Below are 23857 nucleotides of genomic sequence, written 5' to 3' on the forward strand. Positions count from 1 at the left end.
TGGTCCCCGCTACTAAAGGAAAAGCTGAGGTGTAAATCTTGGCTTTTTTTATGCGCTACTAATCTATTGTAGCCATGGTATATCCTCCAGGGTAGGCGCACTTTCCTTTCATCTAATTTCCCATTGTTTGGTTGTCCACATTTATTGAAAGATCAATTTTTGATACAGCTTTATGCTTCTTCTTCGTGCACATGTGATAGGTTGTATAATGCGTGTTTATGCAATCGTTTGTCCAATTGGCGCAATCGATTTCGTTGTTTGTAAATTTTGATATCCTACCATCTTACTTTAGTTTTAGCATTCATGTACCTAAATTTTGATTAGTAAGCTAATCAATTTTTAAACTAACTATAAAATATTATGATTTCAAAGATTCTTGAAAATCACAAGTTGAGTCTGTTATCAATAGCTTTACTCCTATCAAGTTCGCACAACTTGGCAAATGCTAATGATCTTCCAGTTGCGGGCCAAAATGTATTGTTGCATGGCGCTGTTTATCAACAAAAAGTGAATGGAAAAGTGCAGTCGACGGACGGCCCATTGGCTGGAGCAACCATTAGCGTTAAGAGGAGCGGTAAATCGACATCGGCAGGAGCAGATGGACGTTTTACAATAGATGCTAAAAATGGTGATGTACTGGTCGTTACAAGTGTTGGTTATAAAACACAGGAAGTGACGGTGACAGGACCGGTTGTTAACATCAATCTGGAGTCCAATAGTGAAGCACTTGAGGAAGTTGTTGTCGTTGGGTATGGAACACAACAGAAAAAAGAAAGTTTAACTGGTGCCCTTCAGGCTGTTAAGGGAAACAAATTACGTGATGTCACTACGCCATCGGTTGAGAATATGCTGAATGGTAAGGCTGCCGGTGTATATGTTGCACCAGGGGCTGGTAAACCGGGGTCAAATGGTGGTGTTGTGATTCGTGGTCAGGCAACCCTAAGCGGTACGACGAGTCCGTTGTGGGTTATTGACGGTGTTATCGTTGGCTCAAGCCCAGGTGATATCAATCCAGATGACATTGAATCATTGACTATACTAAAAGATGCTGCCTCAACATCTATTTATGGTTCTCAAGGTGCAAATGGTGTTGTTGTCGTTACAACAAAAAATCCTTCGGCTTCCAAAACAAGCATTAGCTTTTCTACAAAAATGGGTATCAACCAACTTTCCAATGGGCATATGGAAATGATGGATGGGGCTGAACTTTATGACTACTTTGCTTCATTTTCGAATCCCGCTGATATCAAATTCCCACGTTGGAATTCGGACTTGCGCAATAGCAATTTTGATTGGTGGAAGCTGGCAACGAAGACCGGATTTGTTCAAAACCACAATTTATCCATTCAGGGAGGAAATGATAAACTACAGTCTTATTTGTCTTTAGGGTACTACAACGAAGCCGGTGCTGTAAAAGGGTATGATTACGATCGTTATAACTTTAGATTACGTACCAACTATAAGCCTTTTGACTGGTTGACCATCAAGCCATCTATTGCCGGTTCGAGACGTGCGGTAGATGATCGTCAATATGATGTCAATGCCATGTATGGAAACCTACCTTGGGATAGTCCATACGATGCAAATGGAAATTTAGTGCCACACCGTTATAGTGGCTGGGTCAATAATGCAAGCACGAATTACTTGTATGACTTGCAATGGAATCATAGTGCCAATACCAATTATGAATTTATGGGTAACTTAGATTTCGATGTCAAATTAACGGATTGGTTGACCTTCTCTTCTGTCAACAATTATCGCTACAATACGTATTCTGACAGTGGTTATCAAGATCCGCGATCAAACAGCGGTGAAAGTGTAATTGGGCGTGTGACGGATTACCGCATGGAGTTTGCGCGTCGTTATACCAACCAAATCTTGCGTTTCAACAAGACCTGGGATAAACATAGTCTGAATGGATTGGCTGCATACGAATTTAACGACTACTGGACAAAAACTTTAGATGCTTACGGAACGGGTATTGTCAATGGTTTCGAGGTATTGGATGTTGTTGCAAAGCCAGAACGTACGAAAGGTGGGATTTCAGAATGGGCAGTACAGTCATTCTTGTCTAATGCAAACTATGCATACGATAATAAATATTTGGCACAGCTATCGTTTCGTCGGGATGGAGCATCCAATTTTGGTACCAATGCAAAATATGGAAACTTCTTTTCCGTTAGTGGTGGCTGGAATATCAATAAGGAAGAGTGGTTCAAGGCTGATTGGGTAGATAATTTGAAACTGCGGGCGGCTTATGGATCGGTAGGTAATAGACCAAGTTCATTATATCCGCAATATAGTCTTTACTCGGTGTCTGCATCATCAAGTTACAATGGTATACCAGGGGCATTAATTAGCCAAATCGGTAATAAAGATCTGACTTGGGAAAAAACCTACACAACTGGTTTTGGGGTTGATGCAGCCTTGTTTAAGAATAGATTGCGATTCAATGTTGATTATTATGACAAGAAGACTGATAATGTACTTTATCAAGTGCCAATCAGCGGTCTGACCGGTGTCACTTCTATCTGGAAAAATATTGGTAAGATGCAAAACCGGGGGATTGAATTGACCATTGGTGGCGACATCGTTCGAAATGACAATGTACATTGGAGCTTGGATGTTAATTTGAGTCACAATATGAATAAATTGACCGAGCTATTTGCGACAAAAGATGCCAATGGTAATCTAGTTTCAAAACCAATTATCGCAGGTGACGGATCGGGTATCGCTGGATCAGCGCAACGTCTGCTTCAACCTGGTTTTCCGGTAGATACCTATTACTTAAAAGAGTGGGCTGGTGTTAACGTAGATAATGGTTTGCCAATGTGGTATCGATACGAGACAGATGCCAATGGCAATCAAACAAGGACAACGACGTCGAACTATTCCAATGCAACCTTCCGTAATGTAGGAAAAGGAAATCCGGATCTTTTCGGCGGTTTCAGTACGGCTTTAAGTTATAAGCAGTTTGACCTGAATGCCGTGTTCGGTTTCTCCTTGGGCGGTAAATTATATAATTACTCGCGTCAGGAATTTGATTCGGATGGAACCTATACGGATCGTAACCAGATGAAGTTACAGGATGGTTGGAGCCGTTGGGAAAAACCTGGCGATGTTGCCACTCACCCGATTGCAAGATACGATAACCAAGATAAAGGCAATTCACCGTCAACACGCTTCTTGGAAAGTAACAATTTCTTAAAAATGAGATCCTTGACTTTGGGTTACAACTTCGATCTGAAAAAGTATAACATCAAAAATTTACGTGTATTCTTAGCTGGAGAGAATTTGTTTACGATTACAAACTACTCGGGTGTTGATCCGGAGCTTCCATTGACTGAACCAGATGGTAAAGGCGGGGGTGGTCAAATGATCAGATCTACAGGCGTTTCTGTATATCCAATGGTTCGTAAATACATGTTCGGCGCAAGCGTGACATTTTAATTTTAACGTTTAGAAAACCAATAATGAAAAAGATATTAATCGGACTTTTGATCGCAGCGGCAGTATCTTCCTGCGATATTGATCGTCTTCCTTATACTTCGATGGACGAAGAAAATATAGCAAGTAATCCTGATGCAATGGTAACAGGTACTTATGCGCAGTTAAAAGCTTGGTCTGATCCGATGCACCGTCTTGGTGAATATGCCGGTGATAATATGATGATCCGCGGGTCATCCACAGATGCGTTCTACGAATTTATCTCCTATGCAAGAACACCGAATAATTACCGTTTGCAGAACTTTTGGGATAGCGGTTATAAAGCGATTGCCCAATCGTCGAACCTGATCAAGATGTTTGCTGAAGGTCAGAGTCCAGAAATGGATAATAAGATAGGTGAATGTTATTACATCCGTGGAATGATGTATTTTTACCTTTGCCGTGCGTTCGGGAAGCCTTATTACCAAAGTCCCGAGACAAACTTGGGTGTTCCAATTGTCAACGGTACACCTGAAGATGTATTCAATGATTTGAACTTACCGGACCGTGCGTCTGTAAAAGATACCTATGCGCAAGCAATCAGTGATCTGAAGAAAGCAGAAGCTTTATTGAAGATCGATAAAGGGGCAGTGTATGCTTCAAAGGGGGCGGCACAAGCAATGCTTTCCCGTATATATCTGTATATGAGCGGCACGTATAAAAATCCAAATGCAGAATATGCACGTCTTTCTGTAGAATACGCAGACAAGGTGATTAATTCAGGTAAATATGTCCTATTGGCTCGTGAGCAATTCATGAAATACAATACCTTTAGACCAGAAGATAACAAAGAGACGATCTTTGCGGTGAAACGTGTTGCGTCTGAGTTCTCGGGCGATGATCATTATTATGGTATCGGTGGTATGTATTCCAATATTGGCGGTATGGGCTGGGGTGAGATGTATTCCAGTGCCAAGTACATTGATTTATTAAATGAAACTGGTCGCAATGACTGGAGACCTGATCATTATACGATTGTCGATGCGCGCGCAGCCTTTATTGAACCTACTTATTCAAAAGATGATGCCGGGAAATATTCGACGGTGTTTCGATTTATTAAGCAGGATGTGCCCCAAAAAGCAGGTGATCCGGTTACATTGAGTTATGTGCAGGCTCCTGCTACTATTAGCGGTAATACCGTTACTTGTAAAGATGGTGAAAATGTCTATACATTGACTGCTGTCAATGCTGCACAGCAAACCTATAAAATTTCGTATGCAGATGGTAAAACATATGTAGGTATGATTGATTATTATATTTCCTTAAACCGTGCTTATCCACAGTTTTATATTGTGAAGTGCTCACGTGAAGGCGAGGAATCACAGTTGCACTCACCAGTCATCAGCCGTTTAGGTGAAATTTATTTAAACCGTGCTGAGGCTAATGCAAAATTAGGTAATTATGGCGCTGCTTTAAATGATTTGAATACTATCAGAAATCGTTCTATTGTAAATGGTGGCTACGCATCGCTCGATGCAAGTAATGCATTTAAATTGATTGATAAAGAACGTCAACTGGAGCTGGCCTATCAGGCGGAACGCAGTTACGATGTTTTTCGTAACGGAGAACCTCTAAATAGAACATATCCTGGACCGCAGAAGCAGTTCGAAGATATTGCACCAACAGATTTTAGAGTAACCTATTTTATACCACAAGATGCGATAAACTCATATCCTGGTAAGTTGACACAGAATCCAACGTCTAATTAGAATTAGATGTATACGATCATTTAATCAATATAAATGGCTTTACTTCACGGTAAAGCCATTTTTGTTTTTGTGTCTCAATTATCCCTTTCGAATCCGTATCTTTGTTCCCTTAAGTATAATTTTAGCATAAAAGTGCCACCTGCTGTGATAGTGGGTGGATCAAATAAAATAAATATGGCAAATATTGTTGCAATTGTTGGTCGTCCAAACGTTGGTAAATCTACCTTATTCAATCGTCTTACAGAAAGTAGAAAAGCGATTGTCGATGACTTTAGTGGGGTGACGCGCGACCGTCATTATGAAACAGCCGAGTGGATCGGAAAGAGATTTACAGTAATTGATACAGGTGGTTTTGTACATGGTTCAGATGATGTCTTTGAAGAGGCAATCCGTGATCAGGTCTATATCGCTATTGAAGAAGCGTCTGTCGTGATCTTTATGGTAGATGTCACTACCGGAATTACCGATTTGGATGACGAAATCGCTGATATTCTGAGAAGAAGTTCCAAACCTGTTTATGTGGTAGCGAATAAAGTCGATCACGCAAAATTGCACCATGAATCGGCTGAGTTTTATGCCTTTGGATTAGGAGAGGTGTTCAATATTTCCTCAGCTACAGGATCGGGTACAGGAGAACTGTTGGATGCTGTTGTCTCTCATTTTGAAGAAGAGCAGGAAGAAGATGAAGCTTTACCTAAATATACGATTGTTGGTCGCCCAAATGTGGGTAAATCCTCTTTGACAAATGCATTGATCGGTAAAGATCGCAATATTGTTACGCCAATGGCTGGTACAACACGTGATTCAATCCGTATTCATTATAATCAATATGGACACAACTTTTTATTGATCGATACGGCAGGTCTTCGTCGCAAATCCAAAGTAAATGAAGATATCGAGTTTTATTCGGTCATGCGTACCATTAAAGCGTTGGAAGATTCCGATGTGACGATTTTAATGCTCGATGCACAAGATGGATTAGAGGCGCAGGACGTTAATATTTTCAACCTGGCAGAGAAAAACCGCAAAGGTATCGTGATCGTTGTCAACAAATGGGATTTGATCGAAAAAGATAATAAGACCATGAAGGCGTTCGAAGATCGCATCAAAGAAAAAATAGCGCCGTTTACTGATGTACCTATTGTTTTTACTTCGGTGACTGAAAAACAACGTGTTCTTAAGGTGTTGGAGGTTGCTGATAAGGTATATGCTAACAAAACAAAGAAAATTCCAACGTCCAAGCTGAATGAAGTGATGCTGGATATTATTGAAAACTATCCACCACCATCCTTAAAAGGCAAATACATCAAAATTAAATATGTAACACAATTGCCAGGAAGAACACCGATGTTTGCGTTCTTCTGTAATTTACCACAATATATCAAAGATCCATATAAGCGCTTTGTAGAGAATAAATTACGTGATAATTTTGACTTTACTGGTGTGCCAATTCAAATATACTTTAGACAAAAATAGCTTTCAAGCAGCGATTAGACATGGACCATAATCTCGTTTTATACAATACACTTTCGCGAACAAAAGAAAAATTCGAACCCATTCATGCCAATCTCGTTGGTATGTACGTCTGTGGCCCTACTGTATACAGTGATGTACATTTGGGTAACTGTCGGACATTCGTATCTTTTGATTTGATTTTTAGATACCTACGTCATCTTGGTTATAAAGTGCGTTATGTACGCAATATTACGGATGCGGGGCATTTGGAAGGCGATCGTGATGAGGGAGATGACAAATTTGCAAAAAAGGCAAAATTGGAACAGTTGGAGCCTATGGAAATTGTACAAAAGTATACGATAGGTTTTCACGACGTATTGCGTCTTTTTAATACCTTGCCGCCAAGTATTGAGCCTACGGCGACAGGGCATATTTGCGAGCAGATCGAGATGATCGAACAGATTATGGAGAATGGCTATGCTTATGAACGGAATGGTACCGTATATTTTGATGTTGAAAAATACGTTGAAACATATGATTACACGATATTGACCAATCGTAAATTAGAGGATATGCTCAATAACACCCGTGAATTGAGTGGTCAGGATGAGAAAAAGGGGCGTTTGGATTTTGCCTTGTGGATCAAAGCAAAACCCGAAACGATCATGCGTTGGCCCGCTCCTTGGAGCGTTGGCTTTCCGGGCTGGCATATCGAGTGTTCAGCCATGAGCAGAAAGTACCTGGGCGATCAGTTTGATATTCATGGTGGTGGAATGGATTTGGCTGCTACACATCATACCAATGAAATTGCACAGTCTGAAGCATGTAACCATACGAGTCCTGCAAAGTACTGGATGCATACCAATATGTTGACTGTAAATGGTGCCCGTATGTCTAAATCTGCTGGAAACGGATTCTTGCCGGGCGAGTTATTTACAGGAAATCACCCCTTACTGAATAGAGGATACTCGCCGATGGCTGTACGCTTCTTTATGCTACAGGCGCATTATAGAAGTACTTTGGATTTTTCAAACGAGGCACTGGATGCGGCCGACAAGGGTTATAAGCGTCTAATGACTGCTATAAGCCTCTTAGATAAATTGAAAGTATCGAAAGGTGCTGATTCATTTAATTTAGCGGAAATCCGCCGCAAGTGTTACGCCGCTATGGATGACGACTTTAATAGTCCAGTACTCATCGCCGAGCTGTTTGAAATTGTACGTATCATCAACTCAATTTATGATGGTAAAGCGAAAGTGTCGGCTGAAGGATTGGAAAACCTGAAAGTATTCATGAAAGAATTTGTCGAGAATATCCTCGGGCTTAGAAACGATCAGACATCCGCATCTGATGATATTGACGATGTCATGAATCTGGTTATTAAGCTACGTAATGAAGCAAAAGCAAATAAAGACTTCGTTACCTCAGATCGTATTCGTGATGAGCTTAATACTATTGGAATTCAATTGAAAGATAGTAAAGAAGGAACACTTTGGAATAAGATTTGATAGAGAAGAAATCGAATTATAAAAGAGGAAATCATTTTGCGTATGAATTTTTGGAATAGGCTATCTGTTGTTACATTGATGAGTGTTGTTGGTACAACACTACATGCACAGATACCCGAGAAAGTTGGCAGCCTCCTGCAGGCAGATAAGGATGCAGCAGCATTGGCTAAAGCATCTACACCGCACCAGGCATTTCTTTCGATTATTGATAAAGAATCTACGTTTTATGTTCCGTCGGCAGTAAATGCTTATAATTATCTGAATAATAGACCAAATATTCCGGATGTCTTACATTGGCAACCTACGTTTGCGCTGATTGCCAAGAGTCAGGAGTTCGGTGTGACTTCGGGGTCTATGGATTTTCAGAAGGTAGGTGCGCGATTGCGACACGGAGAATATCTCACCGTATGGAAGCGGAATAAGAAGGGCAAGTGGCTGGTCGATATTCGCGCCGAAGTGGAAAACAATGGGAACGATGGTGAATTTGATTTGGAATATATCGAACCTACCGATTCTTGGTATCTGAAACATCGTTCTAAAGTACGCTTAAATCAGCGGGAAGATATTGTTTTAGAAACAGACAAGTTAATGTCGACAGTATTGAAAGCCGACAACCCAACCGCTTATAAGGAGTTTTTAAGTGAGGATGTACGGTTTTTGTTTCCCTGGACTAGTCCGATGGAAGGAAAGGCTACTATGATGGCCTATCTCAAAAAGCAACGAATGACGATAGAAACAGTCCCCGAAGAAGTAAAACGTTCGTATAGTGGAGATTTTGCCTATACAAAAGGAACGGCAACGGTGAGACAGAAGGATAAAGTTGTCAAGTATAATTATATTCGCATCTGGCAACTCAGTGAATTGGCGAAAGATGATGTGAAGAAGGCCAATTGGAATATCCTGATTGAGATGATGTTTGAGAAATAATAACGGAGACTGCAAACTAAAAAGGGCTTGAATATCAAATATTCAAGCCCTTTTTAGGTGATAAGTGTTTTAAGCCTATTATTTTCTCCATTTTTTCAATTCATCACATGAACCAAATTCGTCACTGATATCAATAAATGTTGTTTTGGATTTATCGTCAAACCATTTGCTCAGATTGCGATTGATTTTATCTTGTCTGGCCGCCTCTTTAATTTTGGTAAAATCCTCGTCCAAATTAGCTTTGTGTGGAGGGATACGTGTTTTTAAATAGTTGAAGCGATAGCCAACATCGCCCATTTTGTCTGTAAATTGCGCTGGTTTGGAGTATTCTCCCGGTTTTAGCTGATCGATTGCTGTAAATACTGATTTCTCCAAGCCATCCATAGGAATTACTGTTGTGCGGCTTGATCCGTCTTGATTGAGGATCATACCACCATTGAATTTACTTTCCTCTGCATCCGAATAATTTGTGGCAGCGTGATAGAAATCCATTTTTTTGTCAACGACTAATTTATAGATACTGTCCAGTTTATTTTTAGTCCGTTCTAACGCTGCGGCACCAGGATTAATCTTCATTAGAATATGGCGTGTGTGAACCTCTTCGCCACGTCTTTCGAGTACCTGAATAATATGGAATCCATATTTAGATTCTACAATGGGCGATATTTCTCCAGGTTTTAATTTAAATGCCATTGCAGAGTATTCCTTGACGTAGTTGTCGCGTGTACCGAAACCCAAATCTCCACCGTAGGGTGCTGATCCTGGGTCTTGGGAATATATACGAGCCATTGTACCAAAATCAGAGCCCTCTACAATCTGTTTTCGGATACCTTCAATTTTGTCTCGTTGTTCTTTTTTTTCCTCATCTGTCAACTTCGGCATCATGACAATTTCACCAATTTCGACTTCAGTATTGAAATAAGGGAGGCTATCTTGATTCAGGCCTTCAAAATAACGTTTTACTTCCAATGGTGTTACGTCAACTTTTTGAACAATGTTTTGCTGCATTTTGTTCGCTTTCAACTGCTCAAAAACACTTGCACGCATTTCTTCCTTGTATTGTAATAACGAGCGGTTGAGAAATTTCTCAAGACGTTCTTGACCTCCAGCCTGTTGTGACATATGGCGTAAACGGGAGTTAAGGTTGTCGTCAACTTCGGTTTCTGTTACATCAATAGAGTCAATTACGGCCTGTTGGGAAAGCAGTTTCTGAATGATTAATTGCTCAAGTACACCGCATTTAAAGTTTTCATTAGGTTTGTTTCCTTGCGCTAACCATTGCGAATATTGCATATCCACGTCGGACTGTAAGATAATGCCCGATCCAACTGTTGCGACAACACGGTCAATCACCTGACGTTGCGCTAAACTAGCCTGAATTGAAGCTAAAAGCAATAAAAACAATATATAAATGTTTTTTTTCATTCGTATAAATTATTTATGATATTTATGAGTGTCCACCATTTGTTCAAATGGGCTCTTTTCACTCGGTCATTTGTTCATGATTTATTCATTATTAAAGGCTCAGGCCTTTGCAGATATGTAAGCTAATTATATTCAATATATACTTTTTGAACAACAGCACAAAATTATCAGATTATATGAATTATTCGTACTTTTATTTAACAATATTTTTGTACTACCCATATTTTAAATGGGTGATTTTGGAATTGTTAAAATTGATGCGCTAAAATACGCATTTGCCTATTAGAAAGGGCGGTTTTAACCAAATTTAACAAGTCTATTGACGATATTTGTGCCGATAAAATGGTTGCGGGTTTTTGAATTTAAGCACCGAAAAATGAATACATAAATTTAATCGAGGTCGCAAATAGTGTATACACAAACCCGTAGCAACGATCTCATTAAATACATGGGTATCAATTTATAAAATAATTTCGATGAAAAAAGCATTTATTTACTTAATGACAATTTTACCTTTCGCTAGTTTTGCACAACAGACTCCTATGTTTGTCGGTACTTACACTAGCAAAACTGAAAGCAAAGGTATTTATGTCTATAATTTTGATGTCAAAACTGGTAATGCAACGTTGTTGAGTACACAGGAGAGTAAAGACCCATCATTTCTCGCCCGGAGTAACAACTTTATCTATGCTGTTAATGAGGTTCCGAATCAAGAAGGGACGGTTTCTGCTTATTCTTTTAAAGACGGGCATTTAACATTTCTAAACTCTCTCCCTTCAGGTGGAGGGGCGCCTTGTTTTGTCGAGGTCCATCCTAACGCAAGCCTGCTGGCCGTAGCAAACTATACAGGCGGATCTGCGGCTCTATTTGATCTAGAAAGTAATGGTGTCTTGAGTAAAAGAGCGCGACTGATACAACATGAAGGTAAGGGCGTTGATCCAGTTCGGCAAGAAAAACCACATGTACATTCTACTTTTTTCTCTAAAAAGGGCGATAAGTTGTATATCCAAGATCTTGGTCTGGACGAGGTCTCAATTTATTCAGTCAATAAAACTGGAAATACCTATAGTCTCGCTGAGGAATCGGAAGATATCTTTACTCCTGCTGGGGGCGGTCCGCGACATATCGTTTTTGATAAGAAAGAGAAATTCTTGTATGTTGTATTGGAAATGACGGGTCAAATTGCCTTTTATAAGAAAGATGGCAATGCCTGGATGTATCAAAGTACATTTGATATCAATCCGGAAGGTTTTAAAGGAAGTAACGGTGGGGCAGATATCAAGATGTCTGCTGATGGCAAATTTTTGTATGCAACCAATCGGGGCGATGCCAATACGATAGCTACTTTTTCGGTAGAGAAAGATGGAGAATTAAAGAAAATAGCCAATAATTCGGTAAAAGGTAAGGGACCGCGCAATTTCAATCTTTCTCCAGATGGTAAATATCTTTTAGTTGCCAATCAATACACGAACAACATTGTTTTGTTTAGCCGGGATACGAAAACTGGTTTGTTAACAGATACCGGGAAAGAAATTTCTGTGCCTGCTCCTGTTTGTATTCTATTTTAATCAAGGTAAGAAGATTTTTAAGAAAGGCTCAATGGACTTTTCTTAGAAATCTTCTTTTCTGCAATCTAATTTTCCCTCTTTTTCCAGATCATTTAAGGTGGTTCCCTTCCATGTTTTTACGCGTTGTATGTATGCGGCTCGGCCAATCATGTGTGCTGCAACTGGCGCCGTTAGAATCAGAAAGAAACCAATAGCTATGGCCTTTGTCGTTACGGATACATCCGGGAAAGTGACAGCAGCACAAATGAGCAATAGCCCAACACCGAGTGTTGCTGCCTTGACGGTTACCGAAAGACGTAAATAAAAATCCGGCATCCGCAAGATGCCAATAGATGCAAACAATATGGCCAGTGCCCCTATGGTGCTGAGTATGGCTAAAGTAATATCATTCATCTTTGCTTTGTTTTTCTAAATAAAATGAAAATGCGATTGTGCCAAGAAATGCGATAAGTGCTAATATCATGGCAATATCTAAAAATACTTCCTGCGAAGTTCGTATACTATAGACGGTAATGATACCGATTCCAATGGTAATAATAAGATCTAAGGCAATAACACGATCAAATATCTGAGGTCCTTTATACAGGCGAATAAAAGCCAATATGACTGAAATAGTCAAGATTGGAAGGATTACATAGTCAAAATAGCTGTTTAAAGTCATCTTAAGAGTTCTAAAAGTCTTCGTTCAACATTATTTTTAAGGGTAGAGACAAACTGTTCCCTGTTCTTCATGTACATCACATGTATAAAGATCGTCTTTTTATCTTCACTTACATCGAGTATAAGTGTGCCTGGTGTTAACGAAATAAAAGTTGAAAGTAGGTTGATTTCTAAATCTGTTTTTGCATCCATAGGATATTTCACAATGGCCGGTTTGATGAAAAATTTCGGCGTGATGACATCATAGGCAACCTGAATATTAGCAACGATCATTTCCCAAAGGAAAAAAAGAATAAAACTCAATGTTTTAGGTACCCGATAGAAGTAGCGCTGATCGGCTTCATTTCTGTTCATCAACCAGAGTATGCCAAATCCGAGCATAAAACCGAATAGAAAGTTCGAGTAATACATTGATCCCGTCAGTGCAACCCAGATAAAGGATAACATGAGGTTCATTAAAAACTGCTTTATCATATTATTTCTGCCCTCCTAGTACAGCGTTTATGTAAGGTGATGTGTCCAATAATTGTGTAGCAATCTGATCCGCCACATGAATGATAGCCTCGGCGTTGAGCCCGATATACAGCGACGCAGATGCCAAAATAATAACCGGGAGTATGAGCATTGTTTTTTTATACCCAACCATATCTGCAAATTTATCTTCAACTATTTCTGGGTCAGGTGCATCTTTCCAGAATACCTGTGCCCACATTTTCGCGATGACAAACAAAGTGATAAAACTACCGATGATCAGGGCTCCTGCAAAGGCATACTTTTCGAGCTGGAACGCGTCCCGGAATAAATAGATTTTGGGCCAGAAACCCGATAGGGGCGGTATGCCGACAAGAGAAAAAAGAACAAGGGCAAAAAGTAAAGAAATTTTAGGGTATTGGGCATACAGTCCACCCAATTTATTCATATCCATGGTACCGCGGAGTTGACGTACAACACCAGCAATTAGAAATAAATTGGTTTTAACCATGATATCGTGGATGAGATAGAATATTGCTCCTAGTAAGGCCCATTTACTGTATAGGCCCAGCCCGCCAATCATAAAGCCGATATGGCAAACGATTAAATAGGAAAACAACCTTCTGATATTGGTTTTGATCAATGCACCAAAGGCACCGGTCAAAATTGTCAATATGGCTAGTGCGATCAGTAGTTCTTTGGTAAAATGATTGGGAATAAATAGCAAAGAAAACACTCTGAATAATGCGTAGATACCTACTTTTGTCAATAGGCCGCCGAAAGTCGCCGCTACTGCCGAGGGCGGGGTATGATAAGATGATGGTAGCCAGAAGTAAAGTGGAAATACGGCAGATTTAATACCAAAACCGATCAGAAAAAATGTCGCTGTGATTTCTACTAACGCTTGGTTCTGTATCTTTGGGATACGCAGAGCTAAGTCGGCCATATTCAATGATCCTGAAATACCATAAAGTATGCCTATCCCTGTTAAGAAAAATGTGGACGCCAAGATATTCATGGCCATGTATTTTACAGCCCCTTCCAGTTGGGATTTTCTCCCACCCAATGTCATGAGTACGAAGGAAGAAATGATAATGACTTCAAACCATACATACAAGTTGAAGATATCACCAGTGAGAAAGGCTCCATTCAGTCCCATCATTAAAAAGTGGAAGATAGGGAAATATCCGTAGAGAATACGCTGGCGGCCCACGCCGACACAGGAGAAGATGGAGACAGCAAGACCTGCAATTGATGTGAGAAGGACAAGGGTGCTACTGAATAGATCCGCAACAAAGACAATTCCAAAGGGAGCTTTCCAATTGGCCGCATTCATGGTTAAAATACCACCTTCGTAGACCTTGAAGAATAATTTAAAAGCAAGAATAAGAACGAGCAAGCTTCCAACAACACTCAGGAAACGTTGTGCAGTAGATTTGCGCCAAAACATCAGTTGGACAATAGCAATAAATAAGTGCACGATGATCGTGGCAATAATGTGGTTGTCTATCATATATCTTCTTCCTCAGGGGTGTTCAAATCATCCAAATCGTCTGTACCCAGCAATGCATAGACACGCTTGAGCAGAACGATGGCAAAGGAGGTTAGGCCAAAGCTAATCACGATGGCTGTTAAAATAAGAGCTTGCGGAATCGGATCCGCATAAATATCGGTGAATACTTTCAGATCTGGTGCAATAATAGGCGGTTTTCCTTTAATAATATTGCCCAATAAGAAGATCAGTATATTGGTGCCATTGCCCAGTAACATAATACCCAACAACAGTTTTACCATGCTTCGGCGGAGGATAAGGTATATCCCAGCGGCATATAAAATGCCTATTAATAAGACAAGAATCAGTTCCATTATTCTTCTTCTTCAGTAGTTAACGCAATTGTAAATAAAATTGTAAGCACGACGCCAATAACAACAAAATATACACCAAGGTCAAAAAACAAGGCTGTTCCGATCATTCCGATGACTGGAATTTTTTCCTCAAGCCACAGTCCCGTCATCACAGGATAGCCAAAGAAAACAGGCAGGAACATGCTTATCGCCGAAACTCCCAGTCCTATGGGGATGAGGGATAAGGGTTTATATTGAATCAATTTCATGGTGTTTTGTGGGCCAAAGGCAAAACTATGCAAAACGAAGGCAATAGAAGCAACCAAGCCCCCCACGAATCCGCCCCCAGGGTAATAGTGCCCTCTTAATAGCAGGAATACCGAGAAAAGTAAGAGTATCGGTAATAGATATCGCGTAGCGGTCTGTAATATTGTACTGTTCATTTGTTACTATTTAGCTATGCATCATGCTATGTCCGTTTACGGCCTCATAGCTGTTAAACATCATTATTCTTTATCCGAAGGTTTTAAACGTAATTTTAATAAGCTGTATACTCCCAATGCAGCAATACTCAACACGACAATCTCAAACATGGTGTCAAAGCCTCTGAAATCCACAAGAAGTACATTGACTACATTTTTACCCTTAGCAAGCACATAAGCATAGTCGCCGTAGAAATCACTGATATTAGTCGTTGTTGGTTCATGCAGGACACGGAGTGCTACCATGGACAGCAAAACGCCAAAAATGACAGCGACTATGGCGTCACGAATGACGGTGCGTCTGTTTGCCAGATTCAGGAAGGAAGGGAGTTTAAACAGTACCAAGACAAAGAGTACTACCGTGAGGGTGTCTATGGTAAACTGGGTCATCGCTAAATCTGGAGCACTGTAAAATACGAAAATAAGACATATGGCATAGCCTACGACACTAGTGGCCACGACTGCTGTCAACCGGGATGTGGTTCGTATGGTCAATACAATAGCACCGATCAAAATACAGACCGTGGTTACTTCGTAGAAGCTTACCGGCGATAGCGTTTCCCATTTGATATGGAGTGGCCCCCCGAGATATAGCTGGTAGGCGATCAATACTTCCGCAAATAAGATAATTTTTAATAAATATGAACGCAAGTAGCCGTTGTGCATTTTGTTTGTGAAGAAAGCGGAGAACAATACAATTTCCTGTGCACACAAGTTGATCATATATTCCGGAGAAATCTTATTGAATTTCGCGATCCAGCTCAATTTGTTATTACTTGGTCTGTTTGCGAAATAGAGTAGCGTGCCGGCAACAATTGTAATTGCACTTAGGAGCAGGATTAAATTAAAGCCATGCCAGATCTTTAGCTGAAAAACTTCCGTTTTGGCAAGTATACTTACCGCGGTTGGGCCTGCAATCCATTCACCAATAAGTCCCGGAATACAGCCAAAAATAACACCAAGAACGGCTAAAAGTAATGGTGGGATCCACATGGCTCTGTAAGGCAGATGGATTTTACTAAATTGTTCGGGCAACTTCCCCATAAAAGGTTTGATACCGGCCATAAATCCAGCGGAGACCAATAATATATTTGTTGCGACCGCAGCCGCTGTCAAATAGAGAAATAAATCCGGTGCTGCGTGTAGTGTTGCCTCATAGATCAGATCTTTTCCAATAAATCCAAAAGTAAGCGGAATACCAGCACTGGAAAGTGCAGCAAGAAAACCGGCGATAGCGACAGGCATCAAAACCTTACGCAGTCCCCGTAAAACCGTCAGATCCCTTGTCCCGGTTTCATGATCTATAATTCCCGTAATAAGGAATAAAGCGGCTTTATATAAGGCATGTACAAGTATAAAGACACATGCTGCAATAATGGCGTCCTTTGTACCAAGACCCAATAAAAAAACCAAAATTCCTAGTGCGGATATCGTTGAATAGGCCAAAACGCCTTTTAAGTCTGTTCTGAACAGCGAATGAAAGGCGGTGTAAAGCATGGTAAAGCCACCAATGGCCATCAGGGAGTACATCCAGATGGGGTTCCCTCCAAGAATCGGCGAAAAGCGGGCCAAAAGATAAATACCTGCTTTGACCATGGTTGCAGAATGGAGGTAGGCCGAGACTGGCGTTGGCGCTTTCATGGCACCAGGTAACCAAAAATGGAAAGGGAACTGTGCAGATTTTGTAATTGCTCCAAGTGCTACCAAGCCAAATACCAAGGGGAAGAGTGGATGTTGTTGAATGAGTGATACTTTGTCGAGCAGTGCTGTAATATGATAAGTACCTGCGATATTACCCAGTAAAATGAAACCTGCCAGTAGAAAGAAGCCACCTAGACCCGTGATGGAAAGAGCGGTCAATGCGCTTTTGCGTGAATCGTTGTTGTCATTGTTAAATCCAATGAGAAAAAATGAGCTGATTGAAGTCAATTCCCAAAAGATAAATAATAATAACATATTGTCCGATAGGACAAGCCCCAGCATCGCTGACATAAATAAGCAGAGATAGCCAAAGAATCGATCGATATACCGATGCCCTTTAAGATAGGCATTCGCGTAGAAGAAAATACAGGCTCCGATACCGGTAATCAATAAGGCGAAAAGTAGGGATAGCCCATCCAGTTTAAAATCCAGATTGATACCTAGAGAGGGCACCCACGAGGTTGACTGTACAAAATAGGAGCCTCGACCAATAGGTACAATATATTGAGCAAAATATAGAAATAGAAGTACCGGTAAGAATGCGAGAATAAAACCCCATTTGGTTTTTAGGAAACGACCAAATGGAACAATAAGGCTCGATGTTATTAATCCTGACAGAACAGTAAATAGCATTTAGTCTTTGTTTTAATTTTTATTGAAGTGTTTGTTTTACTTGTCAATTAGAACCTTCGACATATCATCCTAGTCAACACTGATAGGGCGATGAAGGTTTTTTGAAAGTTTACAATATAGTAAAAAAAAGCGACATTTTGGCGCTTATAGACCATTTTTTCTATTTATAAATACGGAGAATAGTCTTTTGTTTTAAATATGATCGAAATTTTTGAGGCCAAATATTACTAAATTATGGATGTTTAAATATGATTTTATTGAAAAACAAGATCGTTATGGGCTGATATTAACATTTTATGCAATAAAAATGTCAAATCTTGTTAAAAAAAAATAAAAACTCTATCTTTAAAATAGTTAATCTGCCTACGAGGACTGTTTGCTAATCAATTTTGTTATACCCGTTAGAATTATGGGCCCAGAAGAGAAATTATTTAGAACGTATTATAGGAGTTTGTGCCATTTTGCTTGGAAATTTGTGCGGGAATCTACTACTGCGGAGGATTTGGTACAAGAAGCATTTGTTACATTCTTCAGAGATCAACAACGAATGGAACAATCCGATGCATTTGTACGAAACTATTTGTATACTGCTGTTCGATTTTCTTGTTTAAAGCATTTACGGCATGAAAAAGTAAAGGAAAAGTATTGGACTCGGGTTGAGTTCAACGAGGAAGATGGGCATTCGGTTGAGCGTTCCATTATTCATACCGAAGTGATTAATGAAATTTACCGGATTATTGCTCAAATGCCTTCCGCTTGTCAACAGATTTTTAAGATGGGATATTTAGATGGGCTGTCAAATCTTGAGATCACAGAAAGACTTCAAATCAGCATAAATACGGTTAAAACGCAAAAACAAAGGGGCATGAAAATTTTGATGGATAAGCTGCACCCCGAGTTTTTACCCTTTATTATTTTTTTATTAAAATAATTTTAATTTCTTGTCACCCTCGACGAATCTATAGGGTTTATAACCTATAGATATGAAAGCTAATACCAATTACATAACCAAACTCATTAATAAATTGCTTCGTGGTCAAGAAACCATAGCAGATCGGGATGCTATTGAAGAGTGGCGGAAATCTGACAAAAATAACGATGAATTGCTTGAAAGCTTTCGGGATGCAAAAAATATTGAGGAGGATCTTATCTTTTTAGATAATCTGGACGAAGATGGTGCTTGGCGTAATATTCAGGAGACTACTCAGAGAATTAAGAAACATTATAATCCTATTCTCCGTGTGGCAGCTAGTCTTGTCGTATTGATGGGTATGTCGCTCTTTTATATTTTTCATCAGAAGGGTAAAGTTTCGGAGAAAGTTGCAATTATCAGTCCAGTGAAGGGCGATATACAACCGGCAAAGTCCGGAGCTTTGCTTGTTTTGGCTGATGGATCAATTATGTCATTGGAGAAGTCTAACAAAGCAGTTGATCCGAAAATAGTAGCTTTAACGAATAAAGCTAACATTGACCAAATCAATCACCCTCAAGAAGTGGCTGAAATACAATTTAATACATTGGTTGTTCCTAAAGGCAATTTTTATAAGTTAAATTTAGAAGATGGAACTCAGGTTTGGGTAAATGCTAACTCTCAGCTTAAATTCCCTGTAAAATTTAAAGAAAATGAGCGTCGCGTTATGCTAGAGGGCGAGGCTTATTTCGAAGTCGCTCATGAAGCTGATCGTCCTTTTGTAGTGGAGTCTAGAGGAAGCGAGGTAAAGGTGTTAGGTACACATTTCAATATTAACGCCTATAGTAGTAATGTTCGTACGACATTATCCTCCGGGAGAGTTCAAGTCAGCCATTTAGGCAATGTTATTGTTCTTGAGCCCGGAGAGTATGCAAATCTGAAAGGTGAACTTCTCAGCAAAGGGAAAGCAGATATGGATCACGATCTTTCATGGCATAATAATCAGTTTTATTTTAAGAAAGAAACGATTGTTGAGATTGCTTCTACGCTGTCTAAATGGTACGATGTCCAAGTTCGATTTAAGAAAGATGTCGCAATGGATAAAGTGTATAGCGGTAATTTTAAACGCGATGTTACGTTATCTGAAGTTTTGGAAATGTTGACTTACGTCTGCGATTTGAAATTTGAGCTTCATGGAAAAGAATTAATTGTCGAAAACAAATAGAAAGGAGTGCTTATGTGAGAATCGATACCTAACCTAGAGGTTTTAGAAGCAAAGTAGAACAGGAATGTTGCAGCATCCCTGTTCCGAAATGATCAAAAGGCCTAAAAATTTTAAAGCGAATTAAGTAAACCCAATTAACCACAAAGAGTAAATGTATGAATAACTTACCATTTGGCAAAACTTGGCGAATGCTACCTCATGACCCACGGTTTTGTAAACCTTTACGTATTATGAAAATTAGTACCTGCCTTCTTTTCGCCTTTGTGACCGGAGTTCAAGCCAACGGCATTGCGCAGAAAGTTACTTTAAAGATGAAAAATGCAAGGATTGAAGAGGCGTTGAACGCAATCTCCAAACAATCTAATTTGCAATTATTTTATGGGGAAAACGTTGATTCTAAGTTAAGGGTCAATGTGAACTTAAAAAATGCTTCGGTAGAAGAAGCATTAAATTCTGTCTTGCGCAATAATCACATTGATTATAAGATCATTGCGAACACTATTTCAGTAAATGGTGATGAGGGCAGTCGTTTCGAACGTAATACGCAGCAACAGGTTGTTTCTGGTACTGTTAAAAGTCAAGATGGCAAAGGATTGAGTGGAGCTACAGTAACTGTAAAGGGAACTTCTATTTCAACACAGACTGATGACCTGGGCCATTTTAAGATCAATGCCGCTACATCGGCCGTTTTGGTTGTACGGTACGTTGGATTTGGCACTAGGGAAATTTCCGTGGATGGGAAGTCTAGCGTAAATGTCGTGCTCGCGGCTAATGACTTAAAATTGGATGAAGTTAATGTTGTTGCAACCGGATATCAGAATCTGGACCGTAAGTTTTTTACAGGAGCATCTACAAGAATAGACGCTAAGGAAGCCGAACGTGCTGGGGTTCCCGATGTTTCTCGAATGTTGGAAGGACAAGCTGCGGGTGTATCAGTGCAAAACGTTTCCGGTACTTTTGGTGCCGCACCAAAAATTCGGGTCCGCGGTGCCACTTCTTTAACGGGAGATAATAAACCTTTATGGGTGATCGACGGTGTTATTTTGGATGAGGCTGTCAATATCTCCAACGAAGCGTTATCCACTGGTGATGCAAATACCTTACTAGGGTCCTCTGTAGCGGGCTTGAATCCTGATGATATTGAGTCGATCACTGTATTGAAAGATGCCGCTGCAACAGCGATGTACGGTGCAGCAGCAATGAATGGGGTAGTTGTGGTTAATACGAAAAGAGGTAAAAATACAGAAGGACAGGTACATTTCAATTATTCTGGAAACTTTACAACCTATATTAAACCTAATTACAATCAATTTGATATCATGAATTCTTCGGAACAGATGCAGTTGGTTATAGATATGGAAAATAAAGGGTATCTCAATCACTCTCAGGTATCAAGAGCGGGAACAGGGGGCGTATTTACAAAAATGTACAATCTCATGTACGAATATGATCCTAATACGGATTCTTTCAAACTCCGAAATGATGCACCATCACGTTATAATTTCTTACAACGTTATGCAAATGTAAATACGGACTGGTTTGATCTATTATTCCGAAACAGTTTTGTACATGACCATTCATTAAGCATGAGTTCAGGAACTGCTAAGGCGCAGACTTATGCTTCTACTAGTTTTATGAATGATCCCGGTTACACGGTAGGTAATCAAGCAAAGCGTTTTACAGCCAATATCCGTAATAACTATAAAATTAATGATAAATTGAGTACGGAATTTATTTTTCAGGGAAATATTCGCGATCAGCGTACGCCTGGAACTTTAAACCGTAATTCTGATGCTGTATATGGTAGCTATTCGCGGGATTTTGATATTAATCCATACTCCTATGCACTAAATACCAGTCGTATTATTACTCCATATGATGAAAATGGCGATTTAGAATATTTTACGCGAGATTATGCGCCTTTTAATATCTTCAACGAACTTGATAATAATTATATCAAACTTAAATTAATGGATATCAAGGTGCAAGCTGGTATAACGTATAAAGTCTTACCTTCCCTAACCTATTCTGCTAACGGAATGTATCGCTACTATAATTCCGAAAGACAACATATGATCACGGAGAATGCCAATCTTTCGAAAGCATACCGTGCGAATCAAGATCAAACGGTAAACGCAGGAAACAGATTTTTGTATGCTGATCCAGATTTTCCCAATACGGATAAATATGTTATTCTTCCCAACGGAGGTTTTTTCAATGTCGCTAATAATAATATGATCAGTTATTATATGCGGCATAATTTGGAATTCAACAAAAAATGGAATGATCATACCATGAATTTGTTTGGAACCTATGAACTTCAGTATGCGGATAAGCAGAGCCACGATTTTAACGGACCAGGAATTGAATATGGAAATGGTAATCTAGTTTTACCCGCATATCGGTACTATAAGAAGCAGATTGAATCTGGCGATGCTCCATTTGCTATGAATTATACCTATGATCGTAAACTTGCTTATGCTTTGCGTGGTGCTTATAATTATAAAGATAAATACTCTTTGAACTTTACGACGCGTTACGATGGTTCCAATAAAATGGGGCGTACGAACGTTGCTAGATGGCTACCGACGTGGAACGTTTCCGCGGCATGGGATATTGATCAAGAAAACTTTTTTAATAGAGATAATAAGATTTTGTCTCGCGCTAGATTGAGGGGGACTTATGGTCTAGTTGCAAATATGGGAAATGCTTCTAATTCTTCGGCCGTTTTCTATAACGCCATTACTTATAGACCATATGACGGAGAAAAGGAAGGTAAAATCAATATCAATGGTTTGGAAAATTCCGAGCTGACTTGGGAAAAGATGTACGAGCTTAATATTGGTACAGATTTAGGTTTCTTAAATGATCGTATAGATTTGAATTTTGACTATTATAGACGTAATATATTTGATTTAATCGGGCCAATTCGCACTTCAGGGATTGGCGGGCAATTTGAAAAATTAGCCAATTATGCAGATATGAAAGGTCATGGAGTTGATATTCAGCTTGGAGGATATCCGTTTAAGGATCCAAACGGATTTACTTGGCGGACACAGCTTACGCTTGGTTTTAACAAAACCAAGATTACAAAGCTAAATGTAACTCGCAATATTTGGGAACTGATTTCTGGAGAGGGTGGGGCAATGATCGGCAAACCGCATAGAGGTCTCTACTCCTTAGATTTTGATAAACTGGCTGCCAATGGAGGTTATCCAACCTATATTGGGACAGATGGTACTCCAGGGGAAACTTACTTTTGGTTTCAGGACAATCAAACGGAATTCTTGAAGTATGAGGGACCGGTAGATCCCACGCTCGCCGGAGGTTACTACAACCGTCTGGAATACAAAAATTTTAGCTTTTCGTTTTTGCTTAAATTTGGTTTGGGCAATATGGTCCGTCTACAGCCAAATTATTCACCAGTTTACCTCGATATGTATAATGTATCAAGGGAACTAATCAATCGCTTTATTTATAAAGGGGATGAATATTTAACAGTAGTTCCGTCTACTCTCGATGGACTAACAGCGGAATTTGACATTAAGAACGCCGCTGGGGATCGTACGGCATCTGTTTATTCCTATAACGCTTATAATTATTCATCAGAACGAGTTGCAAAAGGAGATTATCTGCGTTTATCGCAGATTTCAGTAGGATATAACATTCCGAAATCGGTCGTAAACAAGATTAAATTTAGAACTGCCCAAGTAAATTTGGTGGGAAATAACCTTTGGTTGATTTACTCCGATAAAAAATTAAATGGAGTAGACCCCGAGTTCTATAATAACGGGGGAGTAGCTTTACCTGTTCCCAAGCAAATAACTCTGTCTGTAAAATTGGGATTCTAAA

At 39.7% G+C, this 23857-nt stretch carries 17 protein-coding genes; 9 read left to right on the forward strand and 8 right to left on the reverse strand.

The features are described from left to right. Positions 1–360 precede the first annotated feature (360 nt). The 5 genes from B3E00_RS02335 to B3E00_RS02355 all read left to right on the forward strand — a co-directional run bounded on the left by B3E00_RS02335 (position 361) and on the right by B3E00_RS02355 (position 9085). On the forward strand, positions 361–3450 hold the full coding sequence (locus tag B3E00_RS02335) for a SusC/RagA family TonB-linked outer membrane protein (RefSeq protein ID WP_293936656.1): 3090 nt from the start codon (positions 361–363) through the stop codon (positions 3448–3450). A gap of 23 nt (positions 3451–3473) precedes the next feature. Next, the gene (locus tag B3E00_RS02340) at positions 3474–5195 is read left to right on the forward strand and encodes a RagB/SusD family nutrient uptake outer membrane protein (RefSeq protein WP_293936659.1); all 1722 of its coding nucleotides are present in this window, start codon (positions 3474–3476) and stop codon (positions 5193–5195) included. Between the two features lie 174 nt (positions 5196–5369). After that, positions 5370–6671: a ribosome biogenesis GTPase Der gene (der, locus tag B3E00_RS02345; protein WP_209580350.1), complete on the forward strand. Its 1302-nt coding sequence runs from the start codon at positions 5370–5372 to the stop codon at positions 6669–6671. 20 nt (positions 6672–6691) lie between these two features. Further along, a complete protein-coding gene (cysS, locus tag B3E00_RS02350; RefSeq protein ID WP_293936662.1) occupies positions 6692–8158 on the forward strand; it encodes a cysteine--tRNA ligase in 1467 nt (488 codons plus the stop codon). A gap of 42 nt (positions 8159–8200) precedes the next feature. Beyond that, positions 8201–9085, forward strand: coding sequence for a DUF4440 domain-containing protein (locus tag B3E00_RS02355; protein ID WP_293936665.1), 885 nt, complete (start codon positions 8201–8203; stop codon positions 9083–9085). Between the two features lie 78 nt (positions 9086–9163). Here the strand turns inward: B3E00_RS02355 and B3E00_RS02360 are convergent, their stop codons facing one another. Further along, the gene (locus tag B3E00_RS02360; protein ID WP_293936667.1) at positions 9164–10510 is read right to left on the reverse strand and encodes a peptidylprolyl isomerase; all 1347 of its coding nucleotides are present in this window, start codon (positions 10508–10510) and stop codon (positions 9164–9166) included. A 476-nt stretch (positions 10511–10986) separates the two neighbouring features. Here B3E00_RS02360 and B3E00_RS02365 point away from each other — a divergent pair, with 476 nt between their 5' ends. Then, on the forward strand, positions 10987–12078 hold the full coding sequence (locus B3E00_RS02365) for a lactonase family protein (RefSeq protein WP_293936669.1): 1092 nt from the start codon (positions 10987–10989) through the stop codon (positions 12076–12078). 42 nt (positions 12079–12120) lie between these two features. Here the strand turns inward: B3E00_RS02365 and mnhG are convergent, their stop codons facing one another. The 7 genes from mnhG to B3E00_RS02400 all read right to left on the reverse strand — a co-directional run bounded on the left by mnhG (position 12121) and on the right by B3E00_RS02400 (position 17870). Further along, positions 12121–12471: a monovalent cation/H(+) antiporter subunit G gene (mnhG, locus tag B3E00_RS02370; RefSeq protein ID WP_209580360.1), complete on the reverse strand. Its 351-nt coding sequence runs from the start codon at positions 12469–12471 to the stop codon at positions 12121–12123. Then, on the reverse strand, positions 12464–12739 hold the full coding sequence (locus tag B3E00_RS02375) for a monovalent cation/H+ antiporter complex subunit F (protein WP_209580362.1): 276 nt from the start codon (positions 12737–12739) through the stop codon (positions 12464–12466). Before B3E00_RS02375 ends, mnhG begins: the two co-directional genes overlap by 8 nt. Further along, a complete protein-coding gene (locus B3E00_RS02380) occupies positions 12736–13194 on the reverse strand; it encodes a Na+/H+ antiporter subunit E (RefSeq protein ID WP_293936671.1) in 459 nt (152 codons plus the stop codon). Before B3E00_RS02380 ends, B3E00_RS02375 begins: the two co-directional genes overlap by 4 nt. 19 nt (positions 13195–13213) lie before the next feature. Beyond that, a complete protein-coding gene (locus B3E00_RS02385) occupies positions 13214–14722 on the reverse strand; it encodes a proton-conducting transporter membrane subunit (protein WP_293936673.1) in 1509 nt (502 codons plus the stop codon). Beyond that, positions 14719–15075 (reverse strand): Na+/H+ antiporter subunit C, encoded by a 357-nt coding sequence (locus B3E00_RS02390; RefSeq protein WP_209580376.1) that lies wholly within the window; start codon positions 15073–15075, stop codon positions 14719–14721. Before B3E00_RS02390 ends, B3E00_RS02385 begins: the two co-directional genes overlap by 4 nt. Further along, positions 15075–15497, reverse strand: coding sequence for a Na+/H+ antiporter subunit B (locus B3E00_RS02395; protein WP_209580377.1), 423 nt, complete (start codon positions 15495–15497; stop codon positions 15075–15077). Before B3E00_RS02395 ends, B3E00_RS02390 begins: the two co-directional genes overlap by 1 nt. A 63-nt stretch (positions 15498–15560) precedes the next feature. Further along, positions 15561–17870: a putative monovalent cation/H+ antiporter subunit A gene (locus tag B3E00_RS02400; RefSeq protein WP_293887860.1), complete on the reverse strand. Its 2310-nt coding sequence runs from the start codon at positions 17868–17870 to the stop codon at positions 15561–15563. Between the two features lie 409 nt (positions 17871–18279). Here B3E00_RS02400 and B3E00_RS02405 point away from each other — a divergent pair, with 409 nt between their 5' ends. The 3 genes from B3E00_RS02405 (at position 18280) to B3E00_RS02415 (ending at position 23856) form a co-directional block, all read left to right on the forward strand. Next, the gene (locus B3E00_RS02405) at positions 18280–18801 is read left to right on the forward strand and encodes an RNA polymerase sigma-70 factor (RefSeq protein ID WP_293936676.1); all 522 of its coding nucleotides are present in this window, start codon (positions 18280–18282) and stop codon (positions 18799–18801) included. A 52-nt stretch (positions 18802–18853) separates the two neighbouring features. Further along, a complete protein-coding gene (locus B3E00_RS02410; protein ID WP_293936678.1) occupies positions 18854–20005 on the forward strand; it encodes a FecR family protein in 1152 nt (383 codons plus the stop codon). Positions 20006–20235: 230 nt separating this feature from the next. Further along, on the forward strand, positions 20236–23856 hold the full coding sequence (locus B3E00_RS02415; protein ID WP_293936680.1) for a SusC/RagA family TonB-linked outer membrane protein: 3621 nt from the start codon (positions 20236–20238) through the stop codon (positions 23854–23856). Position 23857 lies beyond the last annotated feature (1 nt).

The organism is Sphingobacterium sp. UBA5996 (genome assembly GCF_002429765.1).
Taxonomy (GTDB): domain Bacteria; phylum Bacteroidota; class Bacteroidia; order Sphingobacteriales; family Sphingobacteriaceae; genus Sphingobacterium.

What these genes read in the sequence shown, in the direction of transcription:
- B3E00_RS02335 (WP_293936656.1), top strand. Translation starts at nt 361, where the DNA reads ATGATTTCAAAGATTCTTGAAAATCACAAGTTGAGTCTGTTATCAATA.
- B3E00_RS02340 (WP_293936659.1), top strand. Translation starts at nt 3,474, where the DNA reads ATGAAAAAGATATTAATCGGACTTTTGATCGCAGCGGCAGTATCTTCC.
- der (WP_209580350.1), top strand. Translation starts at nt 5,370, where the DNA reads ATGGCAAATATTGTTGCAATTGTTGGTCGTCCAAACGTTGGTAAATCT.
- cysS (WP_293936662.1), top strand. Translation starts at nt 6,692, where the DNA reads ATGGACCATAATCTCGTTTTATACAATACACTTTCGCGAACAAAAGAA.
- B3E00_RS02355 (WP_293936665.1), top strand. Translation starts at nt 8,201, where the DNA reads ATGAATTTTTGGAATAGGCTATCTGTTGTTACATTGATGAGTGTTGTT.
- B3E00_RS02360 (WP_293936667.1), bottom strand. Translation starts at nt 10,510, where the DNA reads ATGAAAAAAAACATTTATATATTGTTTTTATTGCTTTTAGCTTCAATT.
- B3E00_RS02365 (WP_293936669.1), top strand. Translation starts at nt 10,987, where the DNA reads ATGAAAAAAGCATTTATTTACTTAATGACAATTTTACCTTTCGCTAGT.
- mnhG (WP_209580360.1), bottom strand. Translation starts at nt 12,471, where the DNA reads ATGAATGATATTACTTTAGCCATACTCAGCACCATAGGGGCACTGGCC.
- B3E00_RS02375 (WP_209580362.1), bottom strand. Translation starts at nt 12,739, where the DNA reads ATGACTTTAAACAGCTATTTTGACTATGTAATCCTTCCAATCTTGACT.
- B3E00_RS02380 (WP_293936671.1), bottom strand. Translation starts at nt 13,194, where the DNA reads ATGAACCTCATGTTATCCTTTATCTGGGTTGCACTGACGGGATCAATG.
- B3E00_RS02385 (WP_293936673.1), bottom strand. Translation starts at nt 14,722, where the DNA reads ATGATAGACAACCACATTATTGCCACGATCATCGTGCACTTATTTATT.
- B3E00_RS02390 (WP_209580376.1), bottom strand. Translation starts at nt 15,075, where the DNA reads ATGGAACTGATTCTTGTCTTATTAATAGGCATTTTATATGCCGCTGGG.
- B3E00_RS02395 (WP_209580377.1), bottom strand. Translation starts at nt 15,497, where the DNA reads ATGAACAGTACAATATTACAGACCGCTACGCGATATCTATTACCGATA.
- B3E00_RS02400 (WP_293887860.1), bottom strand. Translation starts at nt 17,870, where the DNA reads ATGCTATTTACTGTTCTGTCAGGATTAATAACATCGAGCCTTATTGTT.
- B3E00_RS02405 (WP_293936676.1), top strand. Translation starts at nt 18,280, where the DNA reads ATGGGCCCAGAAGAGAAATTATTTAGAACGTATTATAGGAGTTTGTGC.
- B3E00_RS02410 (WP_293936678.1), top strand. Translation starts at nt 18,854, where the DNA reads ATGAAAGCTAATACCAATTACATAACCAAACTCATTAATAAATTGCTT.
- B3E00_RS02415 (WP_293936680.1), top strand. Translation starts at nt 20,236, where the DNA reads ATGAAAATTAGTACCTGCCTTCTTTTCGCCTTTGTGACCGGAGTTCAA.